The organism is Sinorhizobium sp. NG07B, assembly GCF_002532005.1.
Classification (GTDB): Bacteria; Pseudomonadota; Alphaproteobacteria; order Rhizobiales; family Rhizobiaceae; genus Sinorhizobium; species Sinorhizobium fredii_C.
Genome location: NZ_NWTD01000001.1, coordinates 1,962,269 through 1,982,011, shown reverse-complemented (window position 1 = coordinate 1,982,011; position 19,743 = coordinate 1,962,269). Strand labels below are relative to the sequence as shown.

Below are 19,743 nucleotides of genomic sequence, written 5' to 3'. Positions count from 1 at the left end.
ACGCTGCGTCAGGCCAACGCGATGACATCAGTCGAGCGCGTCGGCATTGGCGGTCTCGCCGGGAGCGCTGCTGCCGTCCAGCAGCACTTCCACATCGGTATTCACGCCGGCCTTCACGGCAAAGTCGCGTTGGTAGATCTTGTCCTTGTTGCGCGCCACGGCCGTATAGCTGCCCTCGGCAAGCACGAGCGTCGGAAACGCGCCGACGCTTTCGCTGACGACGTCGCCCGAGGACGTCAGGATCGACCAGGCGGTGTCGGCGATCGCCTCGCCGCCGGGTTCCGAGACGAGCTTCAATGTCAGCTTCGCGGCGCGGTGCTGGATCGTTGCTTCGGTCAGTTTGCCGGCTTCCACCTGGATGTCGGCGCGGATCACCGCATTGACCGCGCCATAGTCGGAGACCACGTGATACGTGCCGGCGCCAAGCCGGACCACCGTGTTCGGCTTCACGTCGGCGACGATAAGGGCGCGTTCGCCATCCTCCTTCACGTCGGATGAGAAGATCGAAAAGCTGAGCTCGTTCGGTGGAATACGCACATCGCTGCCGGAGACGGCGTTCAGCATGACGCCGCCGGCATCCAGCACCAGCACCTGCTTGTCCAATTCGCCTTGCTCGGGCACGCGAATCTTGCGGGTGGCTGCCGCGCGACCGAAGGCGACATTGACGAAATATTCGCCGGGCACGAGATTGAAGGCCGTGGAGCCGCCTTCGGAAGTGGCCAGCAGCGGGAGCTTGCCGTCGCCTCCGGGGATCGGGCTGAAGACCCGCCAACTCAGGCCTGACTCCACCGGCTGGCCGTCGCTCGTCAGCAGGGCCTCGAGTTTCACGTCCTTCAGTTCGCCGTTCTGGGTGGGGTCGCTGACGAGCGGATTGAAACTCGTGAGCTTCGGCATCTTCCGGCTGCCGGAGATCGACGGAAAGCTCTTGAAGGCATCGGTGGCGTCCTGCGCAACCGTCCGCTCCGCAGCAGAACCGGCGAGCATGGTCGCCAAGGCGGTTCTCAGCAAAATACGAGTGCGGATGCGCATGAGGGCAGTTGACTTCCTGACTGGGTGACTCCACTTGAGACGCCGGTATGGCATTTTCGTGGCTGTCGATCCGGCGGCAAGTTAGTGGAATTCGCTCGATATGAAAACCGAAATTAAGCTCGTCGACTATCTCGCCTCGCGCAGGTCCATTCCGGCCTTTCAGATGGGGCCGCCGGGGCCCGGCAAGGCCGAGGTGGAGGAAATGCTGAGGCTCGCCACCCGCGTACCGGACCACGGCAAGCTGGCGCCTTGGCGCTTCATCGTCTATCGCGGCGAGGAGAGGGCGCGGATCAGCGGCGAGTTGAAGAGGATGGCGCTAGCCGCCAAGCCGGATCTCTCTGAAGAGCTGATCAAGGTGGAGGAGACGCGGCTGACCCGCGCCCCGGTGGTGATTGCTGTGGTCAGCAAGGCCGCGCCGCATTTCAAGATCCCCGAATGGGAGCAGATGATGTCGGCCGGCGCCGTGTGCCTCAATCTCTTGATGGCGGCGAACGCGCTCGGCTATGCATCCAACTGGCTGACCGAATGGTACGCCTTCGACGAGAAAGCCTATCCTCTGCTCGGTGTCGCACCCGGCGAAAGGATCGCCGGGTTCATTCACATCGGCACGGCCTTGGTACCGCCGACCGAGCGGCCGCGGCCGGAGCTCGCCGAGATCGTCACCTGGGTCGGGGAAGAGGCCTGATGTTCTACGAAACGGCCACCAACCGGCATGGCTTGCCGCACGACCCCTTCAAGGCGATCGTGTCGCCGAGGCCGATCGGCTGGATCGGTACGTGCGCCATGGACGGTTCGCTGAACCTCGCGCCCTATTCCTTCTTCAATGCGATCAGCGACCGGCCGAAGCTCGTGATGTTTTCCTCGAGCGGCTATAAGGATTCCGTGCGCAATATCGAAGCGACCGGCGAGTTCACGGCAAGCTTTGCCAGCCGCAACCTGAGCGAGGCCGTCAACAGGACCTCGTTGGCAGCGCCGCACGGCGAGAGCGAGTTCGAGATCGCCGGATTGACGCCGGTCGAGGGAACGCTCGTCAGGGCGCCCTTCGTCGGTGAGGCCTTTGCGGCCCTCGAGTGCCGGATGACGGAGATGTTCCAGCCGAAGGGTCTCGATGGCGTGGAATCCGACAGCTATGTCGTCATCGGCGCGGTCGTCGGCATTCATATCCGCGACGAGGCCATTCGCGACGGACGCTTCGATGTGACCACGGTCAAGCCGCTCGCACGCCTCGGCTACATGGATTATTGCGATGGCGGCGACGTCTTCGAGATGACGCGGCCGTTTCGCTAGATTTCGTCCGAAGCGCCTGCGTCGGCGAGAAGCTCGAGTTGCTCCAGCGAGCCGGCGGCGACGGCCGAGAAGCCGTTATCGAGACTGTTTGTCCAAAGCCGCCGCACCGCCGCCTTGTCCAGGGCATCGGCGGGCAGCATCTCATAGGCAGCGATGCCGGCCTCGCTGGCCCGCAGCACAGCTGCGGCGCGCCCGGCCCGGATAACGGCCGGCGCATCGCCTGTCCCGGTGACGCGCTGGCAGCGGCATGCTGCCGCGAGCGCCGAGGCGTCGAAGACCAATGCGGAGAGGCGCGGAGAAACGCCCGCCATCGAGTGGGGCGAGAGCACGCTTTCGGCAACCGTGGCATATTCCGCAAGCAGCGCCGTTCGACCCTGGGGTACGCCTGCGATCGCCTCGGCGACCTTCAGCATCACGTCGAGCTTCTGGATATCGGCCGGTCCTCGGCATGCCATCACCACGATGCCGTCGACATCGGGAAGGAGGCTCGCAAGACCCTCTTCGTCGATCGTTTCCGCCGGCCCGGTCCGCGCCAGAAGGAGGCAGGGCGCTTGCCCCCTGTCTGGTCGCCGCAGGCTTGCCGCGCCTTGCAGTGCCCACGCATCGACGACGATCGCTTCAACGGCCTGCAGCAGCTTTTCCGCGGGGAACTGTTCGCCGGCTGCGAGGTACAGAAGAGGTTTCATGGTTTGCGCGCGGTTAACGGACATGGTGAACCAATCTTAAACCTTTGACCGCTAATATTCGGACATTGGGGCTGTCGGGTGTCTAGTGGGGCATAGGTGATCATACAAGCATTTCTTCGCTGGGTGGAAACGGCGAGAACCAGCGACCGCGCACGCGCTGCCAATGCGCTCGGGCGATCCTATGCTCAAGCCGAGATGAACGGCCTCGATCGGCATGCCGCGGAAATGGCGATGACCTTCCTGTTGGACGATCCTTCGCCGAAGGTGCGATTGGCGCTGGTCGAGGCGCTCGCCGATTGCCCATCGGCGCCGCGAGCCATCGTCAGGGCGCTCGCGGAGGATCAGCCCGAAATCGCCTTCGCGGCAATCGCGCGTTCGCCGGTGCTTACCGATGCGGATCTCGTCGATCTTGCCGCGCGCGGCACGGCGGAGACGCGGGCGCTGATCGCGGCGCGTGGGGCGGTGTCTTGTTCCGTTGCTGCGGCGATTGCGGAGATCGGCGACGAGGAGGAGGTTACCATTCTCCTCGAGAATAGCGGCGCCATGCTCCTGCAGGGTTCTCTCAGAAGGATCGCCTGCCGGCTCGGGCATGTTGCAGCGGTACGCGACCGGTTGCTGGCCCGTGCCGACCTGCCGAGCGACGCGCGGCATGCGCTCGCCGAGAAGATCGGTGCGGCACTCGCGGCGTCCGGGTTCGTCCAGGCGGTCATCGGCCCGGCGCGCGTGGCGCGGGTCACGAGAGAGGCATGCGACGCTACGGCGCTCGCGATGACGGCAATCGCGTCGCCGGGCGACCTGTCGCAAATGGTTGCCCATTTGCGCGAGACTGGGCGCTTGACCCCAGCCTTTCTGATGAGCGCCCTCTGCAGCGGCGCCATGGACTTCTTCGTCCTGGCCATGGCGGATCTTTCCGGCCTTGCCGAAAAGCGCGTGCGCTCGATCCTTTCTGGGGGGCGCGTCCATTCGATCCGCGCTCTCTTCGAGAGCGCGGGGCTGGGGCGCGACGTCAGCGAAGCCTTCGCGCAAGCCGTCCTCCACTGGCAGGCCGAGACAAGCGAGGGCGCGCCGGCATCGCTTGCCGCTCTCCTTGAACGTCTTCGCCGGAACCCGTGCTCCACATCGGCCTCCGTCGCCGAACTCGTGGAGCGACTGGGCTTTGCCGAGCAACGGCAAGTCGCCCGGGACTATGCCTTGCTTGCCGCGCGGCAGGCGGCCTGATCGGCGTCTCAGTTGCCGAACCGGCGCGCCACCCAGGAATAGCCGTCTTCCATGTAATGCACCGGGGCGCTGACGATCGCCTGCAGCTTTTGGCGATCCGGCACTGCGCCGCTCAGCCATGTCAGGGCGCGCTTCGGCAGGCCCGGCTTTTCCTCTGGCGTCGCCGGGGGCATTGCCGCCTGCTGTGTCGCTGCATCGGTCTGCGGGGCGATCTTGGGAGCAGGTTCGGTGGACGCCGTCATGTCCGATCCCGAGGTTTCGCAAACGGCAACGACGACAGGATAGCTCCTGTTGGAAAACTTCGGCAGTTCCTTTTGCGATTCCGTGTCGCATTGAGCGATCGACGGCCAGCTGCCGTTCACCGTCGAGATGTAGTGGCACTGCGTGACATTGTCATCGCAACCGAGAATGGTCATGACGATCAGGGCGGCTTTCATGTCTTGGGTCCGTTCAGATGCCTGTTGCCCCCTATCTTATGGAGCTTCGATTGTTTCCGAAGTAGGGCAAAATCGCCGCCCCACAAAACAAATTGTTTCGTCCCGTCACCCGGATTGATTGCAGCTCTTCCTGCGCCGTTTGACGTATTGGCGCCGTTCGCCATTGCCGTTAGTTTCGTCGCATCGATCATACGGATCGATAGGATCCGCGTTGAGGCTTGAAATGACCCCCATCACCATCGCCGAGGAACCACCGCGCCAGCCGGCCATCGTCCGCCTGCTCGAACTCTCCGATGCCTACGCGGCATCGCTTTATCCGGCTGAAAGCAACCATCTGGTCGACGTCTCGATCCTGGAAAAGCCGACGGTGTCCTTCCTTGTCGCACGATCCAACGGCACGATCGTCGGCTGCTGCGCGCTCGTGGACGCCGGCGACGGGACGGCCGAGATCAAGCGGATGTTCGTCGATCCGGAGGCGAGGGGGCTGAAAGTCGGCAAACGGCTTCTCGCTGCGCTGGAAGCGAAGGCGGAAAAACTGGGCCTCTCCACGATTCGACTGGAGACTGGCATCTACCAGCCGGAGGCGATCGGCCTCTACAGATCGTTCGGTTACGTCGAGCGGCCGCCCTTCGGCAGCTATCTGCCCGATCCGCTTAGCCTGTTCATGGAGAAAAGCGTGGGGCAGACGACGACTTGAGCGGGAGCGGCTGTTGCGCCTCATCCCGCTGCCGCGACCTCTCCCCGCTGGCGGGGAGAAGGGGCGATGCCGCGCAGTCTCCTCGCGCGGGGAGAGGGCTAGGGTGAGGGGCATCTATGCATTGCGCCAATGACCGGCAAGCGCCTCAAATATCCAGATTCTCCGCGAACACGGCGCGCTCCTGGATGAAGCGGAAGCGGGCGTCGGCCTTTGTGCCCATCAGGTTGTCGACGGCCTCGCGCGTGCCCTCGAAATCGACGTCGTCGATCTCGACCTTGAGCAGGGTCCGGTTGGCCGGATCCATGGTCGTTTCCTTGAGCTGCGCCGGCAGCATCTCGCCCAAACCCTTGAACCGGCCGATCTCGACCTTGCCGCGGCCGTTGAATTCGGTGCGCATCAGTTCTTCGCGATGCGCGTCGTCGCGGGCATAGAGCGTCTTCGAACCCTGGCTCAAGCGGTAGAGCGGCGGCACCGCGAGATAGAGGTGGCCGCTGCGGATAAGCTCCGGCATCTCCTGATAGAAGAAGGTGATCAGCAGCGAAGCGATGTGGGCGCCGTCGACGTCCGCGTCGGTCATGATGATGACGCGCTCGTAGCGGAGGTCCTCTTCGCGGTACTTCGACCGCGTGCCGCAGCCGAGCGCCTGGACGAGATCGGTGATCTGCTGGTTGGCGCCGAGCTTCTCGCGGCCGGCGCTGGCGACGTTGAGGATCTTGCCGCGCAAGGGCAGGATCGCCTGGTTGGCGCGATTGCGCGCCTGCTTGGCCGAGCCGCCGGCCGAGTCACCCTCGACGATGAAGAGCTCTGCGCCTTCCGCCGTGTTCTGCGCGCAGTCGGCGAGCTTGCCGGGAAGGCGCAGCTTGCGCACCGCGGTCTTGCGGTTGACTTCCTTTTCCTTGCGCCGGCGGACGCGTTCTTCGGCCCGCTCGATGACCCAGTCGAGAAGCTTTGCGGCTTCCGCCGGATTGTCGGCGAGGTAGTGGTCGAAGGGGTCGCGGAGCGCATTTTCGACGATGCGCTGGGCTTCGACGGTCGCCAGCTTGTCCTTCGTCTGCCCAACGAATTCCGGCTCCCGGATGAAGACCGAGAGCATCCCTGCTGCCGAGATCATCACGTCGTCGGTCGTGACGATCGCGGCCCGCTTGTTCTGGGTGAGTTCGGCGTAGTTCTTCAGGCCCTTGGTCAGCGCGATGCGCAGCCCCGCCTCGTGCGTGCCGCCTTCGGGCGTCGGGATCGTGTTGCAGTAGGAGTGGATTTGCTGGTCGCCGCCATACCAGGTAACCGCCCATTCGAGCGAGCCGTGGCCGCCCGCCTTTTCAGACTTGCCGGCAAAGATCTCGCGGGTGACGGTGAATTCCTTGCCGAGCGTCGCCGCGAGATAGTCCTTGAGACCGCCGGGGAAGTGGAACACTGCCCTGTCCGGGGTCTCCGAGCCTTCCGGCAACAGCGATGGGTCGCAGGACCAGCGGATCTCGACGCCGCCGAAGAGATAGGCCTTGGAGCGGGCCATGCGGAAGAGCCGCGCCGGCTCGAAGCGGGCATGCGGGCCGAAAATCTGCGGGTCCGGATGGAAGCGGACCTTGGTGCCCCGGCGATTGTGCACTTCGCCGAGCTCTTCGAGTCCGCCCTGCGGAATGCCGCGGGAGAAGCGCTGCCGGTAGAGTTTGCGGTTGCGCGCCACCTCGACCTCGAGCGAGTCCGACAGCGCATTGACCACCGAAACACCGACGCCATGCAGGCCGCCCGAAGTCTCGTAAGCCTTGCCGTCGAACTTGCCGCCGGCATGCAGCACCGTCATGACCACTTCGAGGGTCGACTTGTTGGGGAATTTCGGGTGGTTTTCGACCGGAATGCCGCGGCCGTTGTCGGTCACCGTCAGGAAGCCTTCTGCATCGAGGTTGACTTCGATGAAGTTGGCGTGGCCGGCGACCGCCTCGTCCATCGAGTTGTCGATCACCTCGGCGAAGAGGTGGTGCAGTGCCTTTTCGTCCGTTCCGCCGATATACATGCCCGGCCGCCGGCGTACCGGTTCCAGCCCCTCGAGGACCTCGATTGCCGAGGCATCGTAATCGCTGCCATCGCTGCTCTTCGGTGCGGGCCGCGCTACATCGTTGCCGGCGGCAGGCGCCGTCGGCTTGCGCGGCGCGCCGGCATCGGCCGGCTTCGGCTGCAAGGGCATGGCGGAAAAGAGGTCGCTGCTGTCGTCCATGGAGTGGTTAGATCGTTCCTGTCGTCTCTATCGGCAAGGCAATAGCAAGACCGCGTCGCCGTCGCCATCCCCTGGCGTCCGAATCACCGGAATTCTGCCAGAGTCTTGCTGAAAGCGCGAACAAAAGGCGAATTTGCGGATGTGAAGGCCCGACAATGCGGTGAATTGCGGCTTGAGTGTTGCGTCGCGAAGGTGCCGATGGCAAGGCATGAGCCGAACCAGGGAGCCCGTCGGGTGTCTATGTCCACAATTGTTTTCTCCGTCCGGTGCCTGATTGCCGCGCTGCTCCTTTCAAGCGTTGTCCTCGCCGCCGAGGCGAAACCGTTGCAGCCCTACAAGGATGCATTGTTCGGCTATCCCGGAATCCTGCGGGAGGAGGATGGCGGCGATTTCCGCGTTATCGACTACCAGGAGATCAGGGACATCAACGGTCGCGATCAGATTCCGGAGCGGCGCGTCAAGCGGGCCTATTTATCGCTCGGCGTCAAGAGTTCCCAGGCCAACGAGACGCTCGACCTCGACAGCCGTTCTCTCGACGTCACGCGCGTCGGCGGGAATCGTGGGGCAGCCTTCACGGTAATCTTCATTCACGGGCGCGGCGGCGACCGCCGCCTCGGCGCCAACGACTTCTCCTTCGGCGGCAATTTCAACCGGCTGAAAAATCTGGCGGTCAACAATGGCGGTACTTATTATGCGCCAAGCGTGCGCTCCTTCGATGCGGCAGGCGTGGCTGATATTGCGGCGCTGATCCACTTTGCCGCCGAGCGATCCGGCAACCGGCCGGTCGTCTTGGCCTGCGCTTCCATGGGCAGTTTCATCTGCTGGGGCATATCGCGCGATCAGCAGGCGACCGCGGTATTGAGCGGCATGATGGTGATGGGCGGGGTCGCGGACCCAGCGTTTCAGGAGAGTGCCGCCTACAAGGCAAGGCTGCCGATGTTCTTCAGCCATGGCAGCAATGACAGCGTCTATGCCGCCGAGGCGCAGGTTGCGCTATATCGCTCGCTGAAGAGCAAGGACTATCCCGCTCGCTTCGTGCTGTTTGAGACCGGTTCGCATGGGACACCGGTGCGCATGACCGACTGGCGGGATGCGCTGAACTGGATTCTTGAGCGTTAGCCGAATGCTCGCGGTCGTTAATGGAAATTCCGCATGAACAAGGTTGAAAGCTGGCGTTGGCTGCAGGAGCATCCCCAAGGCGCCATCTCGCCGGACGACTACGAGGATCGGCTCGGTACGGGCGCGCCCCTGGCCTATCTGCCCTTCGGCAACGGCCTGAGCTATGGCGATGTCTGCCGTAATGATCGAGGAACGTTGATCGACGGCGCCAGGCACGGCCGCATCCTCGCCTTCGATCCGGGGACCGGGGTGATGACCTGCGAGGCCGGCGCCACGCTGCGCGACATTCTCGTCAAGGTCATACCGCATCGCTTCTTCCTGCCGGTGACACCGGGGTCGGGTCTCGTCACGGTCGGCGGCGCCATCGCCAATGACGTTCATGGCAAAAACCATCATGCCCGCGGCGCCTTCGGCAATCATGTCCGGCGCCTGACGCTGCTGCGCTCGGACGGCGAACGTCTGGTCTGTTCCGCCGAGGAGAACGCCGAGCTCTTTGCCGCCACGATCGGCGGCATGGGCCTGACGGGACTGATCCTCGATGCCGAACTGCGGCTGATGAAAGTGCCTTCGCCGCATATCCAACAGCACACCATTCGCTTCGAATGTCTCGAGGACTATTTCGCACTGGTGGACCGTGTCGGCGAAGAGCATGAATATTCCGTCGCCTGGATCGATCAAATGGCCGGCGGCCGGCGGACGGGCAGGGGCGTGCTCTGGGCTGCCGATCACGCCGACGCATCCTGCGAATATCCGGACATCCCCAAGGGACCAAAGCCTTCGCTGCCCCTGTCCCCGCCGTTCAATCCGCTAAATTCCCTGACGGTGAAGGCCCTTAACGAATATCGCTTTCGCAGCGAAGCGCCCGGTGAAATGGTCTCGACGGTAAAATGGACGTCCTATTTCCATCCGCTTGACCGGCTCGGTGCGTGGCACCGGCTCTACGGGCCGCTGGGTCCTTGTCGGCACCAAAGCGTCTATCCGGCCGAGAATGCCGAGGAGACGACGCTTCGCCTCTTGAAGACCGCGCGCGAACACGGCCACGCCTCCTTCCTGACTGCGGTGCACCGTTTCGGGGACGCCGAAGGGCGAGGCTTGCTTTCCTTTCCTCGGCCGGGTTTCGCACTGACCTTGGACTTCGCCTATCAAGGCGAAGTGACCGTAAAACTGTTCGACGCTTTGGACCGCATTGCCGTCGAAGTCGGCGGGGCGGTGAATCCGAGCGCGGATTTCCGCATGAGCCCCGCGGTTTTCGAGGCCTCCTTCCCGTCCTGGCAAAAACTCGAAGCGCTGCGAGATCCGGCTATCGTTTCGGATTTCTGGAGGCGCACGGCGCTTGCTTTCAAGGGCTGACGACGGTCAACGCCTCACTCCCTTAATGTTCATGTCGAACTCGACCACGTTGGAATAAATGGGGGTGCCGACGTCCATGCCGTAGGGTGAGCGGCGGATGCTGCCGCGGATGGTGAAGGAAATCGAGCGCTTGTCCCAGTCGATCAGGGTGACGGCGAAGCGTTCCTTGCGCGTCTTGCCACGCGCCGTCAGTGCACCCTCTACCGTCGCGCTACCGGGGCCGGTCTGGGTGACGTTTGTGGAGCGGAAGGTCACGGTCTGAAAATTGGCCGTGTCGAAGACCGCGCTCGACCGCAGGAAATTCTCGATGCGGCGCTCCCTGGCCCTGACGCTCTCCGGAAAGAGCGTGAACTCGACCGACGAACGCGAGACGTTGCTGCCATCTATCCGAAACTTGCCGGAGAACTTTGCGAAGTTGCCGGCGATTCCGCCGCCGCCCGTCTGCCCGATGCTGAAATGGATGCGCGAGGAGTTGGAGATGCTGTAGCTTCCGGCCGCATCCGCGAGCGACGGCGCCTGTGCGTTGGCCGGTAGAGCAGCAGCGATCAACGCGAAGGCTGCAGTCAGGGCGAGATGGCGATGAGCGCTCATGGATCATTCCTCCCGGCAAGGGGCCTGTTGGTTTCTCCACCCGGGACTGGCCCCGCATCGCTCCTGCTGGAGGCGGAGCGCAGCATGCGGATCAACACCTCGTCGCCTCGGACGAACTGATGATAGAGCGCCGCCACAGCGTGGATGGCCACCAAAACGAGCATGACATAGGCGAGCAATGCGTGAGTGCGGGCCCAGAACGCCTCGGCGCTTTCCGATTGCGGCAGCGGTAGATGCGGTATGATGATGATGTTGAAGTAGAAGCTCGGCATGTTCAGTGTCGAGGCGGAGGCGACGGCCCAGCCGGCCAGCGGCACGATGACCCCAAGGAGGATCAGTATCCCGTGCGTTTGGCGCGCCGCGGCATATTCAAACGGATGGAGGCCCGGAACGGGCTGCGGGGTCCGCTCTGCCAGCCACCAGAGGGCTCTCAAGAGCGCGAGCCCCAAGGCAGTGAAGCCGAGCGACTTGTGCCATTGGTAAAGCGAGAACTGCAGCGCCGGATCGAGCTCGATTCGCCGCATGGCGAAGCCGACCAGCATCAGGCCGAGGATGAGCAGCACGATCGTCCAGTGCAGCACGATCGTTACCGTTCCGAAGCCGTTCTCGCGGTTGCGCAGCATTGGGTGACTTGACCAGCTGTCTGCCGTTGACGTGAGACGCCCCAAGGCTTCGTTTTATTCGAAATGCTCCAGTCCAAAGTTCGCTCCGGGATCGTTCATACGCGCAGCACCTATTGGCCGGATGGCGCCGGAATCTGCGGCGAGGTGCTTTCATTTGCCTAACCGATTTGCTAGGCCGCTTGCCCGAGAGGCTTTGATCCCGGAGGAAGAACTGATGACGCCTGACATTCGCCCGCTCGTTGCCGGCAACTGGAAGATGAATGGTACGCGTGCATCGCTGGACCAGATCAAGGCTATGGCCGAGGGCGTCAAGGGCGAGCTTTCCGCCAGGGTCGAGACGTTGATCTGCCCGCCGGCGACGCTGCTTTACGTTGCGACTGCGCTTTGCGACGACAGCCCGCTGATGATCGGCGCGCAGAACTGCCACCAGAAGCAATCGGGCGCCCACACCGGCGATGTTTCTGCCGAGATGATCGCCGACTGCTTCGGCACCCATGTGATCGTCGGTCATTCCGAACGCCGCACCGATCACGCCGAAACCGACGCACTGGTAAGGGCGAAGACCGAAGCCGCGCATGCGGCGGGCCTCGTCGCCATCGTCTGCATTGGCGAGACGGGAGAGGAACGCAAAGGCGGCAAGACGCTCGACGTCCTGAAGCGCCAGCTCGCCGGCAGCCTGCCGGATGGCGCGACGGCGGAGAGCACGGTGATCGCCTATGAGCCGGTCTGGGCGATCGGCACCGGTTTGACGCCGACCGTCGGAGACGTGGAAGAGGCGCATGCCTTCATGCGTGCCGAGCTTGTCACCCGCTTCGGTTCCGAGGGCGGCAAAATGCGCATCCTCTATGGCGGCTCCGTCAAGCCTTCCAATGCCAAGGAATTGATGGGCGTCGCCAATGTCGACGGTGCGCTGATCGGCGGCGCCAGCTTGAAAGCGGAAGACTTCCTCGCCATCTACGGGGCCTATGAAGAATTGACTGCCTGACCGCCGCGTACGGCGGGCAGGGGCTTGGAATAGCCGGCGGCTTGGTATAAAGAGGCGCGAAATTTGGCGCGGCCCCTGATGTGGCCGCGATCGTTCGATTCGAATGCCCCGAAGAGGGCAGGACTGGAAGCTGATGCAGACCGTACTCCTCGTCGTTTATCTCATGGTCGTCGTCGCCCTGATCGGCGTCGTCCTCATTCAGCGCTCCGAAGGTGGCGGTCTCGGCATAGGCGGCGGTTCGGGCTTCATGTCCGCCCGCGGCACGGCCAATGCGCTGACCCGCACGACTGCGGTCCTCGCCTTCCTGTTCTTCGCTCTGGCGCTGGCGATGGGCATCCTCGCGCGCTACGAGCCGCAGGCGACCGATATTCTCGAGCGTATTCCGGGCACGAGCTCGAGCGGCGGCGTGCTGGATTCGCTCGGCGGCGGCCAGACGGCGCCAGCCGGCGGCAACACTGGGGCTCCGGCGAACGGCAATGGCGCCAACAACGCGGTTCCGGCAGAAGGCGCGGCCCAGCCCGCCACTCCGGCTGCTCAGCCGGCCACCCCGGCTCCGGCCCCCGGCGCCAACGGCAATACCGGATCGCAAGTTCCGAGCGGCCAGTAAGGCCGAAGTTCAGAAGAACCCGCCGGCGGATGTTTCATCCGCCGGTTTTGTTTTGTGTGAAATCTGCCGCACCGAGAAACGGAAAAATTCGGGAAGACGAATTTTTTCGGTGGCGGAATCGTTTGTGAAAAGGTATCCGGTGACTCCCATGGCGCGATATGTATTCATCACTGGCGGCGTGGTCTCCTCCCTCGGAAAGGGCATCGCTGCGGCCGCTCTCGGAGCGCTGCTGCAGGCGCGTGGCTACCGCGTGAGGCTGCGCAAGCTCGACCCGTATCTCAATGTCGATCCCGGCACGATGAGCCCGACGCAGCATGGCGAGGTGTTCGTCACCGACGATGGGGCCGAAACCGACCTCGATCTCGGCCACTACGAGCGTTTCACCGGCCGCTCGGCGACTAAGACCGACAACATCACCACGGGCCGGATCTATAAGAACATCATCGACAAGGAACGGCGCGGCGACTATCTCGGGGCGACGGTTCAGGTGATCCCGCACGTCACCAACGAGATCAAGAACTTCGTCACCGAAGGCAACGAAGACTACGACTTTGTCATCTGCGAAATCGGCGGCACCGTCGGCGACATCGAGGCAATGCCCTTCATGGAGGCGATCCGCCAGCTCGGCAACGACCTGCCGCGCGGCACCGCCGTCTATGTCCACCTGACGCTGATGCCCTATATTCCGGCGGCGGGCGAGCTCAAGACCAAGCCGACCCAGCACTCGGTCAAGGAGTTGCAGGCGCTCGGTATCCACCCCGACATTCTGCTCGTTCGCGCCGATCGGGAGATCCCGGAAGCGGAGCGCCGCAAGCTGTCGCTCTTCTGCAATGTGCGGCAATCGGCAGTCATCCAGGCGCTCGACGTGGCGTCGATCTACGACGTGCCGATCGCCTATCATAAGGAAGGCCTCGACAACGAAGTGCTCGCCGCCTTCGGCATCGAGCCGGCGCCGAAGCCGCGCATGGAAGCCTGGGAGAATGTGGCGCACCGGATCCGCACGCCGGAAGGCGAAGTGACGATCGCGATCGTCGGCAAATATACCGGCCTTAAGGATGCCTATAAGTCGCTGATCGAGGCGCTCTATCACGGCGGCATCGCCAATCGCGTCAAGGTCAAGCTCGAATGGATCGAGTCCGAGGTCTTCGAGAAGGAGGATCCGGCGCCCTATCTCGAGAAGGTCCACGGCATTCTGGTTCCCGGCGGCTTCGGCGAGCGCGGTTCGGAGGGCAAGATCAACGCGGCGCGCTTTGCCCGCGAACGTAAGGTGCCCTATTTCGGCATCTGCTTCGGCATGCAGATGGCCGTGGTCGAGGCCGCCCGCAATCTCGCCGGCATCGACAAGGCATCCTCGACCGAATTCGGCCCCACCAAGGAGCCAGTCGTCGGTCTGATGACCGAATGGGTGAAGGGCAACGCGCTCGAGAAGCGCTCGGCCTCCGGCGATCTCGGCGGCACCATGCGCCTCGGTGCCTACCGTGCAGCCCTCAAGCCCGATACGAAGATCGCCGGGATCTATGGATCTCCGGATATCTCCGAGCGCCATCGCCATCGCTACGAGGTCAATGTCGACTACAAGGAGCGACTGGAATCCTGCGGCCTCGTGTTCTCCGGCATGTCACCGGACGGCGTGCTGCCGGAGACGGTAGAATATCCGGATCATCCCTGGTTCATCGGCGTTCAGTACCATCCGGAGCTGAAGTCCCGGCCACTTGATCCGCATCCTCTGTTTGCGAGCTTCATCGAGGCAGCGCTCGAACAGTCGCGGCTAGTGTAGCCTCCACCCCGCATGTCCCGATTTCGCGGCCGGTCCCCAAGGCCGGCCGTGCGCCTATTGGCGCCTCGCATGCTTGCGTGAGGTGGCTGCATTCGACGCCTGTCCCGCTGCCGCTTGCAATCATCGGTCAAAAGTTGCAAACAGCGGCAAACCGGTCACCAGGGAAATCGCCATGAACCTGCCTACCCGCACCGCCCGCCCGCTCGATCATCTCGTGCTGCCGGTGGCGGAACTCGGGCAGGCGAGGCGGCGCCTCGGCGATCTCGGCTTCACCGTGGCAGGAGATGCGCGCCATCCCTTCGGCACCGAGAACGCCTGTGTCTTCTTCCCCGGCGATACATACATCGAGCCGCTCGCCATCGCCTCGCGTGAAGAGTGCGAGGCCGCCGCGCTTGGAGGCAACGCCTTTGTGGCGCGCGATCAGGCGTTCCGTTTCCGGCAAGGGCCCGAGGGTCTCTCGGCGGTCGTGCTCGGGACGCCCGATGCCGCCACCGACCACATCCGCTATAGGTCCTGCGGCATCTCCGGCGGCGAGATGCTGGAATTCTCGCGGCCCATGCGCCTGCCGGACGGACGCGAGGCGCTCGGCTCCTTCCGCCTGGCATTTGCCGCCGACCTGCGCGCGCCCGACTTCTTCCTGTTCAGTTGCCAGCGGATCCGCGCCCTGCCTGTCGACGGCGCGCTCACCAATCACGAGAACGGCGTGACCGGCATCGGCGAGGTTGTTCTTTCCGAACCCAATCCGACGGATTTCCAATATCTGCTGCAGGAAGCGGTCGACGAGCGCGAGGTCTCGGCCCATTCCTTCGGCATGGACATCCAGGCCGGCAGCGTCAAACTGTCGGTCTTGAACCCTGCAGGGATGGAGGCCTTCTATGGCCGCTCCGTCAGTGCGACCGACCGCGGCTTGCGCGGCCGTGCCGTGGTGTTCCGCGTCGCCGATCTCGAAGCGACGCGCGCGCTGTTTGCGCAGAACGACATTGAATTTTCAGAAATGGGCGGACGCCTCGTTGTCCCGGAAGCGCCGGGGCAGGGGGTGATTTTCGCATTTGGAGTATGATGATGGAAACGAATGCAAGGGTCGTCGTCGGCGAGGGTGCCGGCCAGGTGGTGTTCTCCCAACAGGAGCGGCTGACGCTGATCGCCGGCCCCTGTCAGATGGAAAGCCGCGAGCATGCCTTCATGATCGCCGGCAGGCTGGTCGAACTCTGCAAGTCGCTCGGTCTCGGCCTCGTCTACAAGTCGTCCTTCGACAAGGCGAACCGCACCTCGCTCTCCGGCAAGCGCGGCATCGGCATTGAAAAGGCGATGGAAATCTTTGCCGACCTCAAGCGTGAATTCGGCTTCCCGGTGCTGACCGACATCCACACGGAAGAGCAGTGCGCCGCGGTCGCCGAGACCGTCGACATTCTGCAGATCCCGGCCTTCTTGTCGCGCCAGACCGATCTTCTCGTAGCGGCCGCCAAGACCGGGCGCGCCATCAACGTCAAGAAGGGCCAGTTCCTGGCGCCCTGGGACATGAAGAACGTGCTCGCCAAATTCACGATGAGCGGCAACCCGAACGTCCTTCTCTGCGAGCGCGGCGCATCCTTCGGCTACAACACGCTCGTTTCCGACATGCGCTCGCTGCCGATCATGGCGGCGCTCGGGGCCCCGGTCGTGTTCGACGCCACCCATTCGGTGCAGCAGCCCGGTGGGCAGGGCGGCTCCTCAGGCGGCCAGCGGGAGTTCGTCGAGACCCTGGCACGCGCCGCCGTTGCCGTCGGCGTTGCCGGCGTCTTCATCGAGACGCATGAGGATCCGGATAACGCTCCCTCCGATGGCCCGAACATGGTGCCGCTCAAGGACATGCCGCGGCTCCTCGAGAAACTGCTCGCCTTCGATGCCATCGCCAAGACTTGAATGAGCAGGTGCCGCGCCGCGCGTGAAATTTTCATGACGCACGACGGCACCCCGTGCTCCCGGCGCCCAGCGCCATTGTAATTTCAGGGCCATCCATTAAGACAGGCCGACCATCACCAACGTCCACAAGCAGGGAAGAGATCATGACTGCGATCATCGACATCATCGGCCGAGAGATCCTCGACAGCCGCGGCAACCCGACCGTCGAGGTCGATGTTCATCTCGAGGACGGCAGCTTCGGCCGCGCCGCCGTTCCCTCGGGCGCTTCGACCGGCGCGCATGAAGCGGTCGAGCTGCGCGACGGCGGCACCCGCTATCTCGGCAAGGGCGTAGAGCGAGCCGTCGACGCCGTCAACGGCGAGATCTTCGAGGCGATCGGCGGTCTCGATGCCGAGAACCAGATCCAGATCGACAAGACGATGATCGAGCTCGACGGCACGTCGAACAAGTCGCGCCTCGGCGCCAACGCCATTCTCGGCGTGTCGCTCGCCGTCGCCAAGGCTGCGGCGGAAGCGGCCGGCCTGCCGCTCTACCGTTACGTCGGCGGCCCGAACGCACATCTCCTGCCGGTGCCGATGATGAACATCATCAACGGCGGCGCGCATGCCGACAACCCGATCGACTTCCAGGAATTCATGATCATGCCGGTGGGCGCCGAAACGCTGAAGGATGCCGTCCGCATGGGTTCGGAAGTCTTCCACACGCTGAAGAAGCAGCTCGCCGCCGAAGGCCATAACACCAATGTCGGCGACGAAGGCGGCTTCGCGCCGGGCTTGGCTTCCGCGCCTGCGGCCCTCGACTTCATCATGAAGTCGATTGAGAAAGCCGGCTACAAGCCGGGTGAGGACATGTATGTCGCGCTCGACTGCGCCTCGACGGAGTTCTTCAAGGACGGCAAATACGTGCTCGAAGGCGAGGGCCGGACGCTGGAGCCGGGTGCCATGGCCGAATACCTCGCAGAGCTTGCCGCCAAGTATCCGATCATCTCGATCGAGGACGGCATGGCCGAAGACGACTGGGACGGCTGGAAGGCGCTGACCGACCTTATCGGCAACAAGTGCCAGCTCGTCGGCGACGACCTCTTCGTCACCAACTCCGCGCGGCTGCGCGACGGCATCAAGATGGGCGTCGCCAACTCGATCCTCGTCAAGGTCAACCAGATCGGCTCGCTTTCCGAGACGCTCGATGCCGTCGAGACGGCCCACAAGGCCCGCTACACCGCCGTCATGTCGCACCGTTCCGGCGAAACCGAGGATTCGACGATCGCCGATCTGGCGGTTGCCACCAATTGCGGTCAGATCAAGACCGGTTCGCTCGCCCGTTCCGACCGGCTTGCCAAGTACAATCAGCTGATCCGCATCGAGGAACAACTCGGTCTGCAGGCGGCCTACGCGGGTCGGTCGATCCTGCGGGGGTGATTATTGGCTAAGCGGCGCAGCGGCTGCCCCTCATCCGCCTAGCGGCACCTTCTCCCCGCTCGCGGGGAGAAGGGACTCGCGGGTGCCACTCAGTCCCCTCTCCCCGCGTGCGGGGAGAGGGGACTGAGGTGAGGGGCAAATTAAGCCAAAATGCCTGCCGACAACCCGCAATATTCCAAACCCGCCTGCCTCACGGCCGGCGGGTTTCCTTTTCCCTGCCATTCATGGTCAACGGTCGGTTAATCAATCGGCGCTAGTCTGCCTTGGTATTGCGTAGCAGGGCATCGACGATGTGGACACGGCATCACAAGAAGCGGAGACTGGGGCGGCTGGTAGTGCCGGTGATCGCAGTCGCCTTTCTTTCCTACTTCGGCTATCATTCGATCCATGGCGGTTACGGCTTAAGGGCGACGGAGGAGTTCGACCGCCAGATCGCCGAGCGGCAGGCACGGCTCGACGAGCTCACTCAAAGGCGGCAAATCCTGGAAAAGGAGGTCGAGCTGATGAGTGACGGTTCGTTGGAAAGAGACATGCTGGATGAGAAGGCTCGCCTCGCGCTAAATATGTCGCGTAGCGACGAGATCGTCATTTTTCATCGCTCTGCGAATTAACTGAAATTCGGTTAATCACAAATAAACGTTTAAATTCAGCTATTTGACTTGAATGATAGCCATGCAAATATGGCATTGCTGCGGCGCGCTTCTTTGCCTATGGTAGCCCACCAAAGGCTAACCATTGGGAGGAATGAATGGCTCCGCGAAAAACCGCGTCCGTCTCCAGCCGCAAGGCCGCCGCCAAGCCGGCCAAGAAGGACTTCACCAGCGGCACGATCGCCGAATTCTCCAAGGAAGATGAACTGAAGGCCTATCGCGAAATGCTGCTGATCCGGCGTTTCGAGGAGAAGGCCGGCCAGCTTTACGGCATGGGCTTCATCGGCGGCTTCTGTCACCTTTATATCGGCCAGGAAGCCGTCGTCGTCGGCATGCAGCTGGCGCTGAAAGAGGGCGACCAGGTCATTACCGGTTACCGCGATCACGGCCATATGCTCGCCTGCGGCATGAGCGCCCGCGGCGTGATGGCCGAGCTTACCGGTCGCCGCGGCGGTCTTTCCAAGGGGAAGGGCGGCTCGATGCACATGTTCTCCAAGGAGAAGCACTTCTACGGCGGCCACGGCATCGTCGGCGCGCAGGTATCGCTCGGCACCGGCCTTGCCTTCGCCAATCGGTATCGCGGCAACGACAATGTCAGCCTCGCCTATTTCGGTGACGGCGCCGCCAACCAGGGCCAGGTCTACGAAAGCTTCAACATGGCAGCGCTCTGGAAGCTGCCGGTGATCTACATCGTCGAGAACAATCGCTATGCGATGGGCACCTCCGTGTCGCGCGCCTCGGCACAGACCGATTTCTCGCAGCGCGGCGCTTCCTTCGGCATCCCGGGCTATCAGGTCGACGGCATGGACGTGCGCGCGGTCAAGGCGGCAGCCGACGACGCTGTCGAACATTGCCGCTCCGGCAAGGGGCCGATCATCCTCGAAATGCTGACCTACCGCTACCGCGGCCACTCCATGTCCGACCCGGCGAAATACCGCTCGAAGGACGAAGTGCAGAAGATGCGCTCGGAGCATGATCCGATCGAGCAGGTGAAGGCCCGCCTTGTCGAAAAGGGCTGGGCGAGCGAGGACGAACTGAAGCAGATCGACAAGGAGGTTCGCGACATCGTTGCGGACAGCGCGGATTTTGCCCAGTCTGATCCGGAGCCGGATGTGTCCGAGCTCTATACCGACATCCTGCTTTGATCCGGGGAGGGAC

The 19,743-nt window shown here is 63.5% G+C and carries 20 protein-coding genes; 14 read left to right on the top strand and 6 right to left on the bottom strand.

Annotated features, from left to right (window positions below; all coding sequences use genetic code 11):
* Nucleotides 1-27: 27 nt before the first annotated feature.
* Complete coding sequence (locus CO664_RS09680; protein WP_037423185.1) at nucleotides 28-1,029, bottom strand: hypothetical protein; 1,002 nt, start codon at nucleotides 1,027-1,029, stop codon at nucleotides 28-30.
* Nucleotides 1,030-1,129: 100 nt separating this feature from the next.
* On the opposite strand from CO664_RS09680, the gene CO664_RS09675 reads away from it, so the two are divergent.
* Both CO664_RS09675 and CO664_RS09670 read left to right on the top strand, forming a co-directional pair.
* On the top strand, nucleotides 1,130-1,714 hold the full coding sequence (locus tag CO664_RS09675) for a nitroreductase (RefSeq protein WP_097538528.1): 585 nt from the start codon (nucleotides 1,130-1,132) through the stop codon (nucleotides 1,712-1,714).
* A complete protein-coding gene (locus CO664_RS09670) occupies nucleotides 1,714-2,316 on the top strand; it encodes a flavin reductase family protein (protein ID WP_037423180.1) in 603 nt (200 codons plus the stop codon). Before CO664_RS09675 ends, CO664_RS09670 begins: the two co-directional genes overlap by 1 nt.
* On the opposite strand, the gene CO664_RS09665 is transcribed toward CO664_RS09670, so the two are convergent.
* Entirely contained in the window at nucleotides 2,313-3,026 is a 714-nt protein-coding gene (locus CO664_RS09665; RefSeq protein WP_037423177.1) for an aldolase, read from the bottom strand. The genes CO664_RS09670 and CO664_RS09665 overlap by 4 nt on opposite strands.
* Nucleotides 3,027-3,098: 72 nt before the next feature.
* Between CO664_RS09665 and CO664_RS09660 the strand changes: the two genes are divergently transcribed.
* On the top strand, nucleotides 3,099-4,220 hold the full coding sequence (locus tag CO664_RS09660) for a DUF2336 domain-containing protein (protein WP_097538527.1): 1,122 nt from the start codon (nucleotides 3,099-3,101) through the stop codon (nucleotides 4,218-4,220).
* Between the two features lie 8 nt (nucleotides 4,221-4,228).
* Here CO664_RS09660 and CO664_RS09655 read toward each other — a convergent pair whose 3' ends face one another.
* On the bottom strand, nucleotides 4,229-4,657 hold the full coding sequence (locus CO664_RS09655) for a hypothetical protein (protein WP_037423173.1): 429 nt from the start codon (nucleotides 4,655-4,657) through the stop codon (nucleotides 4,229-4,231).
* A 223-nt stretch (nucleotides 4,658-4,880) separates the two neighbouring features.
* Between CO664_RS09655 and CO664_RS09650 the strand changes: the two genes are divergently transcribed.
* The gene (locus CO664_RS09650; protein WP_037423170.1) at nucleotides 4,881-5,354 is read left to right on the top strand and encodes a GNAT family N-acetyltransferase; all 474 of its coding nucleotides are present in this window, start codon (nucleotides 4,881-4,883) and stop codon (nucleotides 5,352-5,354) included.
* A 145-nt stretch (nucleotides 5,355-5,499) separates the two neighbouring features.
* Here CO664_RS09650 and parE read toward each other — a convergent pair whose 3' ends face one another.
* Nucleotides 5,500-7,563 (bottom strand): DNA topoisomerase IV subunit B, encoded by a 2,064-nt coding sequence (gene parE, locus CO664_RS09645; RefSeq protein WP_037423167.1) that lies wholly within the window; start codon nucleotides 7,561-7,563, stop codon nucleotides 5,500-5,502.
* A gap of 198 nt (nucleotides 7,564-7,761) precedes the next feature.
* Here parE and CO664_RS09640 point away from each other — a divergent pair, with 198 nt between their 5' ends.
* Both CO664_RS09640 and CO664_RS09635 read left to right on the top strand, forming a co-directional pair.
* Complete coding sequence (locus tag CO664_RS09640) at nucleotides 7,762-8,682, top strand: alpha/beta fold hydrolase (protein WP_097526859.1); 921 nt, start codon at nucleotides 7,762-7,764, stop codon at nucleotides 8,680-8,682.
* Between the two features lie 33 nt (nucleotides 8,683-8,715).
* Nucleotides 8,716-10,032, top strand: coding sequence for an FAD-binding oxidoreductase (locus CO664_RS09635; RefSeq protein WP_097538526.1), 1,317 nt, complete (start codon nucleotides 8,716-8,718; stop codon nucleotides 10,030-10,032).
* A 6-nt stretch (nucleotides 10,033-10,038) separates the two neighbouring features.
* Here CO664_RS09635 and CO664_RS09630 read toward each other — a convergent pair whose 3' ends face one another.
* Nucleotides 10,039-10,623 carry a YceI family protein gene (locus CO664_RS09630; protein ID WP_097538525.1) on the bottom strand — a complete coding sequence of 195 codons (585 nt, stop codon included), beginning with the start codon at nucleotides 10,621-10,623 and terminating at the stop codon, nucleotides 10,039-10,041.
* The gene (locus CO664_RS09625; RefSeq protein WP_097538524.1) at nucleotides 10,620-11,246 is read right to left on the bottom strand and encodes a cytochrome b; all 627 of its coding nucleotides are present in this window, start codon (nucleotides 11,244-11,246) and stop codon (nucleotides 10,620-10,622) included. The genes CO664_RS09630 and CO664_RS09625 overlap by 4 nt, the downstream gene beginning before the upstream one ends.
* Before the next feature lie 214 nt (nucleotides 11,247-11,460).
* Here CO664_RS09625 and tpiA point away from each other — a divergent pair, with 214 nt between their 5' ends.
* From tpiA to pdhA, 8 genes are all read left to right on the top strand, one after another.
* Nucleotides 11,461-12,231: a triose-phosphate isomerase gene (gene tpiA, locus CO664_RS09620; RefSeq protein ID WP_097538523.1), complete on the top strand. Its 771-nt coding sequence runs from the start codon at nucleotides 11,461-11,463 to the stop codon at nucleotides 12,229-12,231.
* 133 nt (nucleotides 12,232-12,364) lie between these two features.
* Nucleotides 12,365-12,838 (top strand): preprotein translocase subunit SecG, encoded by a 474-nt coding sequence (gene secG / locus CO664_RS09615; RefSeq protein WP_097538522.1) that lies wholly within the window; start codon nucleotides 12,365-12,367, stop codon nucleotides 12,836-12,838.
* Nucleotides 12,839-12,977: 139 nt separating this feature from the next.
* Nucleotides 12,978-14,615 carry a CTP synthase gene (locus CO664_RS09610; protein WP_162109154.1) on the top strand — a complete coding sequence of 546 codons (1,638 nt, stop codon included), beginning with the start codon at nucleotides 12,978-12,980 and terminating at the stop codon, nucleotides 14,613-14,615.
* A gap of 172 nt (nucleotides 14,616-14,787) precedes the next feature.
* Entirely contained in the window at nucleotides 14,788-15,675 is an 888-nt protein-coding gene (locus CO664_RS09605) for a VOC family protein (protein ID WP_037423152.1), read from the top strand.
* Nucleotides 15,675-16,517 (top strand): 3-deoxy-8-phosphooctulonate synthase, encoded by an 843-nt coding sequence (gene kdsA / locus CO664_RS09600; protein WP_176536522.1) that lies wholly within the window; start codon nucleotides 15,675-15,677, stop codon nucleotides 16,515-16,517. Before CO664_RS09605 ends, kdsA begins: the two co-directional genes overlap by 1 nt.
* Before the next feature lie 143 nt (nucleotides 16,518-16,660).
* Nucleotides 16,661-17,935: a phosphopyruvate hydratase gene (eno, locus tag CO664_RS09595; RefSeq protein WP_037423149.1), complete on the top strand. Its 1,275-nt coding sequence runs from the start codon at nucleotides 16,661-16,663 to the stop codon at nucleotides 17,933-17,935.
* Between the two features lie 290 nt (nucleotides 17,936-18,225).
* The gene (locus tag CO664_RS09590; protein ID WP_026187443.1) at nucleotides 18,226-18,546 is read left to right on the top strand and encodes a septum formation initiator family protein; all 321 of its coding nucleotides are present in this window, start codon (nucleotides 18,226-18,228) and stop codon (nucleotides 18,544-18,546) included.
* A gap of 137 nt (nucleotides 18,547-18,683) precedes the next feature.
* Nucleotides 18,684-19,730, top strand: coding sequence for a pyruvate dehydrogenase (acetyl-transferring) E1 component subunit alpha (gene pdhA / locus CO664_RS09585; RefSeq protein WP_037423144.1), 1,047 nt, complete (start codon nucleotides 18,684-18,686; stop codon nucleotides 19,728-19,730).
* Nucleotides 19,731-19,743 lie beyond the last annotated feature (13 nt).

Excerpts from the sequence above, each read along its gene's own strand:
- CO664_RS09680 (WP_037423185.1), bottom strand. The coding sequence starts at position 1,029 with ATGCGCATCCGCACTCGTATTTTGCTGAGAACCGCCTTGGCGACCATG.
- CO664_RS09675 (WP_097538528.1), top strand. The coding sequence starts at position 1,130 with ATGAAAACCGAAATTAAGCTCGTCGACTATCTCGCCTCGCGCAGGTCC.
- CO664_RS09670 (WP_037423180.1), top strand. The coding sequence starts at position 1,714 with ATGTTCTACGAAACGGCCACCAACCGGCATGGCTTGCCGCACGACCCC.
- CO664_RS09665 (WP_037423177.1), bottom strand. The coding sequence starts at position 3,026 with ATGTCCGTTAACCGCGCGCAAACCATGAAACCTCTTCTGTACCTCGCA.
- CO664_RS09655 (WP_037423173.1), bottom strand. The coding sequence starts at position 4,657 with ATGAAAGCCGCCCTGATCGTCATGACCATTCTCGGTTGCGATGACAAT.
- CO664_RS09650 (WP_037423170.1), top strand. The coding sequence starts at position 4,881 with ATGACCCCCATCACCATCGCCGAGGAACCACCGCGCCAGCCGGCCATC.
- parE (WP_037423167.1), bottom strand. The coding sequence starts at position 7,563 with ATGGACGACAGCAGCGACCTCTTTTCCGCCATGCCCTTGCAGCCGAAG.
- CO664_RS09640 (WP_097526859.1), top strand. The coding sequence starts at position 7,762 with ATGGCAAGGCATGAGCCGAACCAGGGAGCCCGTCGGGTGTCTATGTCC.
- CO664_RS09635 (WP_097538526.1), top strand. The coding sequence starts at position 8,716 with ATGAACAAGGTTGAAAGCTGGCGTTGGCTGCAGGAGCATCCCCAAGGC.
- CO664_RS09630 (WP_097538525.1), bottom strand. The coding sequence starts at position 10,623 with ATGAGCGCTCATCGCCATCTCGCCCTGACTGCAGCCTTCGCGTTGATC.
- CO664_RS09625 (WP_097538524.1), bottom strand. The coding sequence starts at position 11,246 with ATGCTGCGCAACCGCGAGAACGGCTTCGGAACGGTAACGATCGTGCTG.
- tpiA (WP_097538523.1), top strand. The coding sequence starts at position 11,461 with ATGACGCCTGACATTCGCCCGCTCGTTGCCGGCAACTGGAAGATGAAT.
- secG (WP_097538522.1), top strand. The coding sequence starts at position 12,365 with ATGCAGACCGTACTCCTCGTCGTTTATCTCATGGTCGTCGTCGCCCTG.
- CO664_RS09605 (WP_037423152.1), top strand. The coding sequence starts at position 14,788 with ATGAACCTGCCTACCCGCACCGCCCGCCCGCTCGATCATCTCGTGCTG.
- kdsA (WP_176536522.1), top strand. The coding sequence starts at position 15,675 with ATGATGGAAACGAATGCAAGGGTCGTCGTCGGCGAGGGTGCCGGCCAG.
- eno (WP_037423149.1), top strand. The coding sequence starts at position 16,661 with ATGACTGCGATCATCGACATCATCGGCCGAGAGATCCTCGACAGCCGC.
- CO664_RS09590 (WP_026187443.1), top strand. The coding sequence starts at position 18,226 with ATGTGGACACGGCATCACAAGAAGCGGAGACTGGGGCGGCTGGTAGTG.
- pdhA (WP_037423144.1), top strand. The coding sequence starts at position 18,684 with ATGGCTCCGCGAAAAACCGCGTCCGTCTCCAGCCGCAAGGCCGCCGCC.